Annotated in this window: 11 protein-coding genes; 3 read left to right on the top strand and 8 right to left on the bottom strand. The window is 44.1% G+C overall.

From position 1 onward, the window contains the following. The first annotated feature begins 63 nt into the window (after nucleotides 1–63). On the top strand, nucleotides 64–1,908 hold the full coding sequence (gene glmS, locus I3252_RS10060; protein ID WP_238035091.1) for a glutamine--fructose-6-phosphate transaminase (isomerizing): 1,845 nt from the start codon (nucleotides 64–66) through the stop codon (nucleotides 1,906–1,908). A 175-nt stretch (nucleotides 1,909–2,083) separates the two neighbouring features. Next, the gene (gene truC, locus I3252_RS10055; RefSeq protein ID WP_238035090.1) at nucleotides 2,084–2,854 is read left to right on the top strand and encodes a tRNA pseudouridine(65) synthase TruC; all 771 of its coding nucleotides are present in this window, start codon (nucleotides 2,084–2,086) and stop codon (nucleotides 2,852–2,854) included. 159 nt (nucleotides 2,855–3,013) lie between these two features. Here truC and I3252_RS10050 read toward each other — a convergent pair whose 3' ends face one another. The 8 genes from I3252_RS10050 to I3252_RS10015 form a co-directional block, all read right to left on the bottom strand. Continuing rightward, complete coding sequence (locus I3252_RS10050) at nucleotides 3,014–3,958, bottom strand: EamA family transporter (protein ID WP_109592026.1); 945 nt, start codon at nucleotides 3,956–3,958, stop codon at nucleotides 3,014–3,016. Between the two features lie 613 nt (nucleotides 3,959–4,571). Then, the gene (locus tag I3252_RS10045; protein ID WP_238035089.1) at nucleotides 4,572–5,405 is read right to left on the bottom strand and encodes a sulfite exporter TauE/SafE family protein; all 834 of its coding nucleotides are present in this window, start codon (nucleotides 5,403–5,405) and stop codon (nucleotides 4,572–4,574) included. Between the two features lie 77 nt (nucleotides 5,406–5,482). Next, a complete protein-coding gene (locus I3252_RS10040) occupies nucleotides 5,483–5,983 on the bottom strand; it encodes a flavin reductase (protein WP_060492047.1) in 501 nt (166 codons plus the stop codon). A gap of 136 nt (nucleotides 5,984–6,119) precedes the next feature. After that, nucleotides 6,120–7,166, bottom strand: coding sequence for a methionine synthase (locus tag I3252_RS10035; RefSeq protein WP_238035088.1), 1,047 nt, complete (start codon nucleotides 7,164–7,166; stop codon nucleotides 6,120–6,122). Between the two features lie 54 nt (nucleotides 7,167–7,220). Further along, entirely contained in the window at nucleotides 7,221–8,258 is a 1,038-nt protein-coding gene (locus I3252_RS10030; RefSeq protein ID WP_238035087.1) for a DUF1852 domain-containing protein, read from the bottom strand. Nucleotides 8,259–8,675: 417 nt separating this feature from the next. Next, nucleotides 8,676–9,290 carry a YceI family protein gene (locus I3252_RS10025; RefSeq protein ID WP_238035086.1) on the bottom strand — a complete coding sequence of 205 codons (615 nt, stop codon included), beginning with the start codon at nucleotides 9,288–9,290 and terminating at the stop codon, nucleotides 8,676–8,678. Nucleotides 9,291–9,478: 188 nt separating this feature from the next. Further along, the gene (locus tag I3252_RS10020; RefSeq protein ID WP_238035085.1) at nucleotides 9,479–12,580 is read right to left on the bottom strand and encodes an efflux RND transporter permease subunit; all 3,102 of its coding nucleotides are present in this window, start codon (nucleotides 12,578–12,580) and stop codon (nucleotides 9,479–9,481) included. Next, a complete protein-coding gene (locus I3252_RS10015) occupies nucleotides 12,577–13,905 on the bottom strand; it encodes an efflux RND transporter periplasmic adaptor subunit (RefSeq protein WP_238035084.1) in 1,329 nt (442 codons plus the stop codon). Before I3252_RS10015 ends, I3252_RS10020 begins: the two co-directional genes overlap by 4 nt. A 506-nt stretch (nucleotides 13,906–14,411) precedes the next feature. Here I3252_RS10015 and I3252_RS14215 point away from each other — a divergent pair. After that, the gene (locus tag I3252_RS14215) at nucleotides 14,412–14,540 is read left to right on the top strand and encodes a hypothetical protein (protein ID WP_265088293.1); all 129 of its coding nucleotides are present in this window, start codon (nucleotides 14,412–14,414) and stop codon (nucleotides 14,538–14,540) included. Nucleotides 14,541–14,600: the final 60 nt, after the last annotated feature.

Genomic DNA, 14,600 nt, shown 5'->3' with positions numbered 1-14,600 from the left:
AAGCATTGAAACATTGAAGCCTTTAAAAATCAAAACATGAAACATCGAATTTAAGGAATAGTTATGTGTGGAATCGTTGGAGCAGTCGCTGAGCGTAATATCGCCAATATCTTACTTGAGGGTCTTAAGCGTCTAGAATACCGTGGTTATGATTCTGCCGGTCTGACCGTCATTCGTGATGGCGAACTTCATCGCGAGCGCCAAGTGGGTAAAGTGCAAGCATTGGTCGATGCTGTGGCAGTTAATCCTGAATTTTTTGATGGTCATATTGGTATTGCACATACACGCTGGGCCACCCATGGCGAGCCGGCACAGCGTAATGCCCATCCGCACGTATCAGGCAAAATCGCGGTAGTACATAATGGTATCGTTGAAAACTATGCCGAGTTAAAAGAAGAATTGATTGCTAAAGGTTACGTATTTACGTCGCAGACCGATACCGAAGTCGTCGCTCATTTAATCAATGATATCTACAAAACAACGCCTGATTTACTAGAAGCGGTTCGTGCCGTTATTCCTTTATTACATGGCGCCTTTGCCCTTGGTATTTTGCATATCGATTGCCCAGATGAGCTGATTACCGTCCGCTTAGGTTCTCCTTTGGTCATCGGTGTGGGTATCGGTGAGAATTTTATTGCTTCTGATCAATTAGCCCTACTGCCGGTCACCAATCGCTTTATGTACCTAGAAGAAGGTGATATCGCCAAATTGACGCGCAGTAGCATTCAGGTTTATGCCGATGGTGTCGAAGTAAAACGTCAGATACATGAAATTGATGCGGCACAGCACAATGCGGATAAAGGCGAGTTTAAGCATTATATGCTCAAAGAAATCTATGAGCAGCCAGACGCGGTTGCCCGTACTGTTGAGATGGCTGTAGATAGCGATGAGCCGTCTAAACTGCGCGATGATTTTTTACAGCGTCATGAAGCGCTATTAAAAGGCATTAAGCATGTCCAAGTCATCGCTTGTGGTACCAGTTACCACTCAGGCTTGGTCGCAAAATATTGGTTTGAGAGCCTTATTCGTGTGCCCTGTTCCGTTGAAGTCGCTAGTGAATTCCGCTATCGCAATCCTGTCGTCATCGACAATACACTTGTCATTTGTATTTCTCAATCTGGCGAAACGGCAGACACGTTATCGGCGCTACGTGATATTCAAAAGCACACGCCAGCAGATCTAGTTAGCTTAGCATTATGCAACGTACCGACATCGTCTTTGGTACGTGAGACGGATATCTTTTTACCAACGCTTGCTGGTCCCGAGATTGGTGTTGCTTCTACCAAAGCATTCACCACTCAGCTTGCCGCTTTAATGCTATTGGTCTTAAAAGTAGGTATGGTTCAAGAGCGCATGACTGGCGAAAACCTGAGTACCTTGCTTGGTCAATTACAAGAGCTACGTGGTCAACTACATGCCAGCTTAAACCTCGATGCGCCTATCAAAGCCATGAGTGAGCATTTTGAGTATAAAAAGAGCTGCCTGTTTTTAGGTCGTGGTTTGCAGTTTCCAATAGCGCTAGAAGGCGCTTTAAAGCTGAAAGAAATCTCGTATATTCACGCCGAAGGCTACGCAGCAGGCGAGCTGAAACACGGTCCATTGGCATTGGTCGATAAAGACATGCCCATCGTCGTACTAGCGCCAAAAGACAGTATGTTTGATAAGCTAAAAGCCAACATGCAAGAGGTACACGCGCGCCACGGTGAGCTGTTTGTATTTGCCAGTGAAGAAAGCAAGATGGTTGCAGAAGATAGAATGCACGTGGTTTATGTGCCTGATGTGTGCGAGACGCTTGCCCCTATCGTCTATAGCGTACCCGTACAGCTGTTGTCATACCATGTCGCAGTAATGCGCGGTACAGACGTCGATCAGCCACGTAACCTTGCTAAATCAGTGACTGTTGAGTAATATAAGTATTTGATTTTATTATCAATAAATTGCTTTTTACACCGAGTCCTTCGCTATCTGGTACGAATAAGATAGCGAAGGATTTTTTGTGAATAACGAAATAGAAAAATATCAGTAATTTATATAATTCAATCACTTATATAATTACTGTATCTACAGTATGGACAATGAAAACATGGATATCGAAAGCGGCACCGCCAATCAAATCGCTAGTCAAATAGAAATAATCTATGAAGATGAATTTCTGGTGGCAATTAATAAAGAGGCTGGTCTATTGGTGCATCGCAGTTGGCTAGATAAAGGCGAGACGCGCTTTGCCATGCAACTCACCCGTGATGCGGTAGGTTGCCACGTGTTTCCAGTGCACCGGTTAGACAAGCCCACATCGGGCGTATTATTGTTTGCCAAGAGCTCAGCCGTGGCGCGCAGCCTTGGCGAGGCTTTTACTGAACACAAAGTTACCAAGCAGTATTTAGCCGTGGTGCGCGGCTATATGTCAGAACAAGGCACCGTTGATTATGCGCTGAGCTTTCAACCCGATGCCATCGCCGATAAGTTTGCCGATTTGGACAGACCCGCTCAAGAGGCGGTGACCCATTGGCAAAGTTTGGCACAAATCGAGCTACCATTTGCCGTATCAAAAAAGCATGACACGAGCCGCTATAGTCTTGTGCGCTTGACACCCGAGACTGGGCGCAAGCATCAGCTGCGTCGGCACATGCGACATGTATTCCATCATATCGTGGGTGATACTAGCCACGGTGATATACGTCACACACGATTTTTTCGTACTCACTATGATTGTACGCGCATGTTGCTGCATGCTCAGACTTTAGCGCTCAGCCACCCCGTCACTGGTGAGCCATTATTGCTAAAAGCTAAATTAGACGACCAATGGATGCGTATCTTAGAAGAGTTTTCTTGGGTGGACAGCGCTAAAGATTAAACAGCGTAGGTTTTATCTTAGATAGTCATATCAAAGAAGTCGACATACTGATGCTAGATATGAAGGTTCGATACCTTAGTGAGGACTTCAATCTTCGGCTATGAGCTTTTGGATTTTTATTTACCGTAAGCGCTGTTATAGGAATAAGAGCAGCTAACATCATATTGGCTGGCGCTTTCTTCCCAGTTTCATTTTTATATTCGCTAGCACCAACCCCGACAATATCAATATCATTGCCAGCATCTTCCACCATGTCACGACCTCTCCTGTAAGCAGCACTGAGGTTGTCATACCGAATACTGGCACCAATAGAGCAAACGGCATAACCTTAGAAGCCGTATTTTGACTAAGCAGATGCGCCCACAGTCCGAAGCCTATCAACGTTGAGACATACACGATAAACCCAAGTGATAGCCAAGACTTAAGCGATGCCTCGTTAAACGTCGCCAGCTGCCATGCCTCGGTCTCAAATATGAGAGAAGATAGAGTTAAAATCACGCAAGCGATCAGACCACCCCAAACCACGAGAGCGAGAGCAGACAACGCGGATGCCTTATTCCTTTCAGTATTAGACGGAATAATAGCCCCGTCTGATCCTTGCTGCGTCGCTTGTGTTGACGCCTGTTTTGAAGCAATGTTACCAAAACTCCAGCCTATGGCCGCAATCAAGATACAGACAAACCCAGCCAGAGGCATATCACCACCAAGGTTCAACGCGATGACGCTAAGCCCTAGCACACCGACCAGCATACCGATGATTTGCATGCGACTCACTGCCTCACCCAGTATAAAATACGCCAACAATACGGTAATAAAAATTTGAATTTGTAGCAATAGTGCCGTCAATCCTGCTGATGCCCCTAAGTGCATGGCAGTGAATACAAAAGCATACTGCATGACAAACGTACCGATAGCATAGATAAGTAATGTACGGTTAAATTTGGGCGGCTTCAGAAAGAAAACCAGTGGCACAGCGGTAAAGAAAAAACGCAGGGCGGTGAGCATTAGCGGTGGAAAGCTTTCAAGCCCCCATGCAATAAAAGTAAAGTTCACACCCCAAATAAAAGTAACCAGTACAGCCAATGCAGTGTATATAGGAGTCATGTAGTTGGCCTAGGAAGTTATGGCTGATTATTATATTTAAAAAAATTTTATGACAATCTCGTATTAACCATAGGATGCTTTTAGAGAGTGAGTACTACACTTATAAACAATAGAACGGCAATGAGCATTAATGCTGCACCGCCTATTTTTGTAATTAACTATAGGTTATCTTGAGCTTTCCATAGATACCGACTGGCTAAAGCAAATGCTTCTGCGTAGCAAAAATGGATTAGTAAGACCAAGAGGCAAAAAGCTGAAGCTAAAATTAGAAATTGAGAAAGATAGGTTTGCTCAGTATCGATAAATTGCGGAAATACAGCCATAAAAAATAAGATAGGTTTTGGGTTAGAAAGGGAGGTTAGCAAACCTTCTTTGAACAACCTACCAGCACTTGTGCTACTCACATCTAACGTGTTGTCAGACTCTAGGACAAATGATTTTCTTTTTCCAAAGGCCATTTTGAAAAACAAAAGAGTATACTCCAACAGAACCAGTTACTTCACCATTTAGACCCATTAATAGACCACTTAAAGCAGACTGATATAAGAGAACCACTCAAAATAAACTTTTGAACGATCTAAATGTTGCAGTTTAAACGCGCCAATATAAAGACTTAAACCAATCCCTTATACAGAAAGTAACACCCTACAACCGTTAATAACAACGCAAAGCATTTTTTCAATAATTGCGGTGATAGTATATGAGCAACTTTCGCGCCTAGCTTGGCGGTGAAAAAGCTCATGATGCTGATCCCTAAAAAGGCATAAATGTGTACAAAGCCAATGGTATTAGGCACATCAATTCGTTGCTGCATCCCAAAGAACATAAAACCTAATGCTCCAGCAATAGCAATCGGCAGACCACAAGCTGCTGAGGTGCCAACGGCTTTTTGCATCACAACACCATACCGCGTGAGATAAGGCACGGTTAAGCTACCGCCGCCAATACCGAAAATGGCAGAAGCGATACCGATAACCCCACCTGCTGCTAATTGCTTAGGTTTTGAAGGCAGTTGTGTATTAGCATCATCGGCACTACTAGAATTGCTAGCAGGATTAGCAACCTGTTTTTTGCCACCGAAAAACATCTTGTAGGCGACCCACAGCAAAAACACCCCAACAATGAGTTGAAGATACAGCCCAGATATCTGCCCTGCAATCCCTGCCCCTAAAAAGCAACCAATCGCTAAGCCTGGTGCCAGATTTTTGAAGACAGGCCACATGACTGCGCCTTTTTTATTATGTGCCATGAGCGAGCTGATCGAGGTGACAATGATGGTCGCCAATGACGTACCTAATGCCAAATGCATGATATTGTCAGGGCTGTAACCCATTTGCGTAAAGACGATGAATAATAATGGCACGATAATTGTGCCACCGCCTACACCAAATAGCCCCGCAGCAAATCCTGCTAGCGCACCTATGATTAAAAAAATGATTAATTCCACGGGATATTTACTTCTTATGTAGAGTTAGTACGATGGTTATTTTAGTTCAGTGACAATCAATCAGTTAAAAAGCCAAATTAAGCGATTTCTGCTTGATCCACTTGACCAACCCGAGAATAGGCACGATTAAAATACACCAAACTCTCCTCTTGCTCACTTTGTCTAATGGCGACCACCCGGCACATGAAAACACTGTGCGTGCCCACTTGCTGAATGTCCTCAATCTCACAATCAAAACTGACCAACGCATCTTCTAAAACGGGAGCGCCTGTTTTAAGCGGTGACCAAGAGCCGTATTCAAATCGCTCTTGTGAACTCAATTTGGAGGCAAAAGCGTTAGATATTGATTCATGCTGTGCACCTAAAACATTGACACTTAACGTTTTATTTTCAATAAAATGGGCATGTGAGCGAGATGTCTGATTCATGCAAACCAGCAAGGTTGGCGGTGTATCGGTGACGCTACACACCGCAGATGCGGTAAATCCATGAGTACCAGCGCTGCCTTCTGTGGTAATGACATTGACCGCTGTGGTTAATAAAGACATACCATCTCTAAAATCGGTGGCTTCAATCATGACTTAACTCCTAAATTTTAAATCTTTAAGTTCATTGATAACTGAGGTCACTCATGAGTTTAAACAAGCTGGTATAGACGGGGTTAAAAACCCAACCTATAAAAGCTAAATTTTGTATCAGTTTATTCAATGAACCCTAAGCGGTCAGTTCTTGACGCACGATTGCTGCGCCAGCACTTAACGCTTGCAGCTTACCTCTTGCCACTTGTCGAGACAACGGTGCCATGCCACAGTTGGTTGAAGGATACAGTTTATCCGCATCAACGAATTGCAAGGCTTTACGTAGCGTATTTGCCACTTCTTCAGGGGTCTCAATGGTATTGGTTGCCACATCAATGGCACCAATCATCACTTTTTTACCGCGGATCAATTCAATCAAATCCATGGGAACATGTGAGTTTTGACATTCTAAAGAGACAATATCAATATTCGACTGTTGCAATTTAGGGAATGCTTGCTCGTATTGACGCCACTCTGAACCCAATGTCTTTTTCCAATCGGTATTGGCTTTGATGCCGTAGCCGTAGCAGATATGCACCGCCGTTTCACACTTTAGACCTTCAATGGCACGCTCTAACGTGGCAATACCCCAGTCGTTGACGTCATCAAAGAACACATTAAATGCAGGCTCATCGAATTGGATAATATCCACCCCAGCCGCCTCTAACTCTCTCGCTTCTTGATTTAAGATTTTAGCAAATTCCCACGCCAATTTTTCACGGCTTTTATAATGACCATCATACAAGGTATCAATCATGGTCATCGGACCAGGCAGTGCCCATTTGATCGGCTGATCGGTTTGTGCACGTAAAAACTTAGCATCATCAACAAATACAGGCTTTTGACGGCTTACCGCGCCAACGACTGAAGGCACACTGGCATCATAACGATTACGAATGCGCACGGTCTCGCGCTTCTCAAAATCGACGCCATCCAGATGTTCAATAAAGGTGGTCACAAAATGCTGACGAGTTTGCTCGCCATCACTGACAATATCAATGCCTGCATGCACTTGTTCTTGCAATGTCAAACGTAGCGCATCTTGTTTGGCTTCAAGCAGTTGCTCACCTTCCAATGCCCAAGGTGACCAGATTTTTTCAGGTTCTGCAAGCCAAGAAGGTTTCGGTAAACTGCCAGCCGTTGACGTCGGTAATAACTTTTTTGTCGGTAATAATATTGTCATACGATTCATCTTCTTATTAATTTGTATTTGACTTTTCGGCTACATTTATATTGGCTATGCTGCGGCTTTTTTAACGGCTTCTTTTTGAACAATGCTGCTTGTCACATCATAGCTTGCTGCCCACTCATTAAGAATGGTTTGGTATGGCTTGATGAACTGCTCTTCGGTGAACTTACCTTGTGTCACTGCCATCTGACTACGCTCTGCGCGATCATACACAATTTGAGTTAGCGAATAATCTTGGTACTTCAAGCTCGGTTGATAAACTTGAGCGGCTGTAGAATTGGCATTATAAATTTCAGGACGATAGATTTTTTGGAAAGTCTCCATGGTAGCAATCGCACTGATCAGCTCAAGGTCGGTGTAATCGCTCAGCAAGTCACCCGCAAAATAAAACGCTAATGGCGCAGCACTACCCGTAGGCATAAAGTAGCGAACGGTTAAGCCCATTTTAGAAAAATATTCATCAGTCAACGATCCTTTGTTCAAAGAACAGCCATCTTGTTTGTATTCAACGCCCAATACAGGGTGCTGATTGGTCGTACGTTGATAGGTTTTACTGGTGGAAACACTCAAGCAAATCACAGGCTTCTTGGTGAAATTAGCTTGGTAAGCTTCTGAATTCAATAAATACTGAAACAGTTTGCCATGTAAGTCACCGAAATCTACTGGCGGCGCAGATGATGGATGTTTATCGAAATGGTCTAATAAGACCACGCTAAAGTCATAATCGCGCACATAAGATGAGAAACTATTACCAATCATACCGTCAATACGGGTGTTTTCTTTATGATCCACAATCGTTGTTTGCAGCATCTCGATGATAGGGAAAGTATCGCCATTTCCTGCCACATCCATGTCGACAGAAATAATATCAACCTCAACAGAATAACGATCTGCGGTGGGATTATCCCAATGTGCCAATGCATTAAAACGATTATTTATCATTCTTAATGTTTTGCTTAAGTTCTCCTGACGATGCTCGCCACGCGCCAAATTCGCAAAGTTCGTCGTCAGACGCGTGCTATTTGCAGGATGATAGTTTTCATCAAAACGAATGCGCTTAATTGCACAACTAAATTCTTTACTCATGATAATCCGCTACCCTAATCTACTCTCATTATTTGAGATAAAACCAAATTTGTGTATGAGGTGAATCATACCTAAACTATTACATGAATAAAAACGATACTATTTAAATATAAGATGAATATAATTCATGTTAATGGAGTTATGGTATGACATGAGATTGGATAGCGGAGACTTTATGACTTACTCAATAGGATCATTCAGCAAAAAATAAGCCTGTAGAAAAATGAGCTACGCTAAGGAAAGCATAAAGAAAATTTCGATAAACTAACGAATCTAAAAGTTCTTTCATTAAAAAAGCCGAAACTTATTTTCTAAGTCTCAGCCCTTTTGTTTGATAATATCAATAGAGAATTGCTTTCTATTGACTTTATCAACGATAAACATTCTTAAGACTTCTTCAGCTTCAACGCGGTCAAACTACTGTCTTGCCGCTTCAATCTGAATGTTTAGCTGAACTTTTTTAGTAATACCCAATAACGTATATTTGCTGATGCCCCATTTCGTTCGATCAATAGTCGTTGTAAAATCCCCACCGCAAACTGACTTTTTTAATATTGGGTTTAAGTAGCAATTGAACTTGCTGGCCGTCAGCGTAATGGGATTAGTCTTGCCATGTAGTGTCAACATACCATCGACTTTGCTGACATTTGAGCCACTACCATCAGTCGTAAAATACCATTTGGTAGACTCAAATTGCGCCAGTGGAAACTGCTCAATATCAAAAAAATCTGCGCTTTTTAACGTAATATCAAATGCTGTATTGCCTGTATTTAGGCTATTCAGAGGAATTAATAGCGAGATATTACCGGTCTTAGCCGCTGGATCATAATCTAGCTGCCCAGTGATATTATAAAAGCCACCTGTGTTGGTAGAGGTATTAAAATGATCAATAGCAAAGCGTACATTGGTATGGGTGGGATCAATATCGTAAGTCCTCGCCTGACTGCTGGCGATACCTAACATGCTTAGGCATAAGGCTAGTAGCGGCTTTCGAGAGGACAGTATGACTGTCGAGAGGGATATTTGATTCATAGTAACATTCCTTTGCTGTATAAATGATAGAGCCATCACATCCTTTGTGACTGTGCTTTTATAATTGTGCTCTTATATAATGACAACAAGCCCAGACTTAATCAATCAGTATGGGCTTGTCTGTTTTAGACATAGCATTATCACTGCTAACGCTATGGTCATAGGTATGATCAAATAAATCCGTTAAATCATACTTTACCATTTGTCGTTGTCTGCTCTTTGCCACTAGGTACGAGCCATTTAGCAAACCATCCTGACAAATCATCCATCAAAGTATAAACCACTGGAATCACCACAAGGCTTAATAACGTCGAAGTCACCAGACCACCCAATACCGCAGCAGCCATCGGACGACGGAATGTTGGATCGGCATCACCCCAACCGAAGACTAAGGGCAACATCCCCGCGCCCATCGCAATGGTGGTCATAATAATAGGACGCGCCCGCTTGCGGCAAGCATCGATAATAGCCTCAAAACGCGCCAAACCTCGACGCTGTGCAATCAGTGCGTAATCGACCAATAAGATAGAGTTTTTGGTGGCAATACCCATTAGCATAATAAAGCCGATCATCGATGGCATAGAAAGACTGCTATTGGTAATAACCAAGCCTACAAAAGCACCGCCTATCGATAAAGGCAATGCCATCAAAATGGTAAAAGGCTGCAATATACGCCCAAACAATAGAATAAGTACGCCTAAAATACAAACCACACCGACCGACATCGCAATCACAAAACCGCTGAATAGCTCAGCTATGTTTTCTGCTTGACCTTGGTCAATAATGGTAATGGAAGGTGGTAGTTGTTGCATGGCAGGTACTGATTTAACCGCTTGTACCAAATCTCCAAGCTCGCCACTCGCAGGTTGCACCGTGATACTGATGGCACGTTCCCGATCGAGCCTGCTAATCTGCGCAGGCCCAGTGCCAAAGTCTAATGACGCGACTTCACCCACACGTATACCCTGTCCTGCTGGTAACGAGCTCGGTACATATAGACCTTCTAATTGACTGACATTTTGCTTGGCAACATCTGGTAGACGAATGACGATAGGAATCTGCCGCGTATCCAAATTGAGCTTGGATAAACGCTGCTCATAGTCACCCACCGTCGCCACTCGTAACGTCGTAGCGATGTCTTGCGTGGTCACACCTTTATCCGCCATCGCCAGTCTGTCTGGCGTCACCGTTAACTCTTGACGCGGCAAACTGCGGTCACTGGTCACGGAGCCAGCACTGGGTAGCCCTCGAATCTCTGACATGATTTGCTGAGCGGTTTGTTCAAGCAATTGCGGATTGGTACTGGTCATAGAGAAGTTATAACCACTCTCTCCACCACTCGACAAACCGACGGTAAAGCGCGCGCCTGGCACTTCTGCCAACAAACTACTTATTTGACGTTCAATCTCTTGCTTAGAGCCGCGCTCTGCACGTGGTGCTAGCACGATGTCTAGACCTGCTATATTTTCGGCTTTGCCACCACTAGAGTTTGAGTCCATGCTAGCCTGAGCCTCACCGACTGAGGTAAAAATATTGGTGACTTCAGGCATTGCTAAAATACGCTCACTTGCCAGCGCAGCAACGCGCTCTGTGTCTTCCAGTGCAACGTCAGGTGTCAACTCAATCTCCACACGAGTTTGGTCAATGTCATTATCAGGAATAAACGATGTTGGTAGTAATTTGACAAGCATCAGTGACGCCACGAATAACACTAAAGTTGCACCCATCGTCAGCCAGCGATGATGCAGTGTCCATGCCACTATTTTGAGATACCAACCCATCAGCGCGCTTTGTTTCTCAACGTGTTTTTTCTCTGGTCGCAATATATACGCTGCCATCATCGGTGTGATAAGACGCGCGACCATCAAAGACGCAAAAATCGATAATGCAGCCGTCCAGCCAAACTGACGGAAAAACTGTCCAACGATACCGCCCATAAAGGCGGTGGGTAAAAACACGGCAATCAAAGTAAAGGTGGTCGCGACTACCGCCAAGCCAATCTCGTCAGCCGCTTCCATCGCCGCTTCATACGGTGTCTTGCCCATACGTAAATGCCGTATGATATTTTCGACCTCGACGATCGCATCGTCGACCAATACACCGATCACTAACGACAACGCCAACAAAGATATAATATTGAGGCTAAAGCCAAATAAGTACATACCTAAAAAGGTGGGAATCACTGATAATGGCAAGGCGACAGCAGCAACTATAGTCGCCCTAATATTGCGCAAAAATAAGAATACGACGACAACTGCTAACAGACCACCTTCGATCAGCATCCGTAAAGAAGCTTGATAATCTTCAGCGATGGGCGTTGCCCGATCATAGACCTTTTCAATAGTGATATTGCCTACATCGGCTGACAGCTTGGCAAGCTCTGCATCAACCAGCTCCATGACCTCGACTTCACTGGCACCACGCGAGCGGGTGATGTTAAATGCCACCACCGTTTGCCCGTCAAGCTTAGCAATAGAGCTCGGGTCAGCCGCGCCATCTGTGATTTGTGCCATACGTCCAAGTGCTTGCGTGCCGCCTGTTGGGATTGCCACTTGTAAATCATTGAGCTCACTTGCCCGCTCCACCGCACCAAGGACACGAATCGTCTGGGTGGTTTTGCCCACTTCTGCTTCACCACCAGAGCTGTCCTGCTGAATACCCGTGATTTGATTGGATAGTTGTGTGATAGAAAGCTTAAGACCACTCAAGGTAATCGGGTCAGCTGCGACGGTAATCTCACGCTGCAAACCACCAATACGGCTAACCGTGCTGACACCCGGTATATCAGAAAGACGCTTGGTGACCGTATCATCGACGAACCAAGACAAGTCTTCCACATTCATGTTTTCAGAAGCCACAGAATAAGTGACAACGGGGAATCCTGCGGTTGAAACTTTAGTAATAATAGGGTCATTGGCAGCGGCAGGCAAATCGCCGCGTACCTCGCCTACGGCCGAGCGCACATCATCGACCGCTTCTTGAATATCCTTTTCTAACACAAACTCTGTGACCATGGTGGCAGCACCCGTTTGTAACGTGGTGCGGATATGCTTGATACCCTCAATACTGGTGAGCTTGTTTTCTATCTTTTTTGCGATGTCGTTTTCGAGCTGTGATGGCGCGGCACCCGGTAAAGTCACCGTGACCACAACTGCAGGTAAATCAATATCAGGAAACTGCTGCACCTTCATCTTCATAAAGCCATAAATACCGCCTAACGTCAGTAGTATGAATAGCAAGATGGCAACTAAAGGATTTTTTATCGAGTAAGCAGAAACATTTAAACTCATGGTTGTGCCTGCGCTGCTGTACTCGTTTGGCTAACACCATCAACGATACGCACCAAATCTCCATCATTTAAAAAGCTGCCACCTTGTTTGACAATTTGACTGTCACTAGGCAATGGCTCTAGCACTGCCACATTTTCGCCAAGTCGCTCACCCAATGTCACTCGTTGTTGCTTGATACGACCCATGGTCTGACCATTTTGAGTCGTCACATTGGTTACTAGCATCACATAATCATAGCCATCGTTGCTGACGATAGCGCTATTGGGCACCGTTTGCGTACTGGCACTGCCTAATAGGAACTCACCCGTTTGATACATACCTGCCCGTAATTTTGCATTGGCTGCCAAGCTCGCATAGATAGTAATCTGCCGGTTGTTGTCCGCCGTTGGTGCTATGCGGCTCACTTTCCCCATTACCGTTTCACCATCTGGTAAGCTCACCCGTACTGGCGTCCCGACACTGACTTCACCAACAAGCTTGGGATCAATATCTGCACGCCATTCCAAAATCCCACCTTTAATGATAGTAAATAATGGCTCGCCACCAGCAACCATACCGACCTCCGCCATTTTCTCGCTGATGACACCGCTGACGGGTGCGACCACTGTTGCATTATCTACACTCAAGCGCTGAGTGCTCAGACGCGCTTTGGAGGCTTGTAGCGCAGCCTGTGCTTGAAGTTTTGCAGTGCGATAGCGATCGGCTTCTTGTTTGCTAATGGCATCAATATCAAGCAGTGGCAATACACGGGCAGCATCAGCGCTGGCATTGGCAAGCGTCGCTTCTGCTTCGGCAACATCTGCCTCTGCTTGCAAGACTTGCTGCTCCATAGCATCGGTATCAAATATCGCCAAGACTTGACCCGCTTTGACGCGATCACCTTCTTCGACCAATATACGCTCGATAGCCACGCCATTGACTTTAGCACTGACATTCGCCGTATCTTTGGCATCAATGGTGCCATCAGCACTGAGTGTGTTACCAATATCATCTTGGCTTGGGCTGACCGTTTCTACTGATAATACCGCCTGCTCAGTACTTGTAGCGCTTGCAGTGGCACCATCACTTGAAGTACGACTAGAAACTGGCGATTCATCGGTCACAGCTTTATCACTCCCGCCCCAATACTTTCCAAGTAGCACACCAATGATAAGCACGGCTGCCAATACGGGTAACAACCATAATGGTAATTTTGAAGCGGTTTTTTTAGACAAAGTATCAGACTGGCGATACGGTGGTAGCTCAGATGGTTGAGGTGGCTCAATGTTGGTTTCTTGCTCGCTAGTCGGTGCTTGCTTATTATTAGGGTGTTCAAAATCACTCATAGTCGGTCTCTATAAATAAGCACGGTACTAACGCCGTAAAAAGTATAAGGGAAACAAAATGATGCGGGCAGAGCTTATCAAAATAGTCTTTTATCATTGTAGACTATCTCGTCATTGGGTCAATTGTGTTAAGTATCTACATAGTCAATTGTTGATAGTAATCAAGACATAACAATAAAGACATATTAAGACATTGAACTTAATAAAGATTATTAGTAGCAAAGATTATAAAGTGAACGATAAACAAAGGCAAAAGACAGCGTATTCCTAGCTCAGTCCCAGTTCATTGCATAAGTCTTCTTCACACAAAATCCCTTGCTTAAAACTTATTCAGCCAATGAAAAAATGACCAAATATGTTGTCATATTGAATGAATTAAGATACGACCATTATAGTTGGAACAATCACTCGTAAAAATTAATGATACATACGCCCTACAGTTTAGACTTGTATTTATGGGGTAATTTGTCATTATTAAGACAACTCTACTAATAAAGGAATCCATCATGGCTAATAAATCAGACGTAAAGAAGCTTAAGCAAGAAATTAAAGATACCAAAGCAAAAATTAAGCAGAAAAAGAAAGATCTCAAAGATCTTAAGAAGTCATTGAAGAAGTCGAAAAAAGCCAAATAGCTTTGTTTCGAAATGATGACTCTACATCAAAAAACAGAAGAGGATAGCGTTGGCTGTCCT

The organism is Psychrobacter sp. Ps4 (assembly GCF_022129285.1).
In the GTDB taxonomy this organism is placed as follows: Bacteria; Pseudomonadota; Gammaproteobacteria; order Pseudomonadales; family Moraxellaceae; genus Psychrobacter; species Psychrobacter immobilis_A.
Note: the sequence above shows the minus strand (reverse complement) of the source record. Positions and strands in the feature narration are given on the sequence as shown.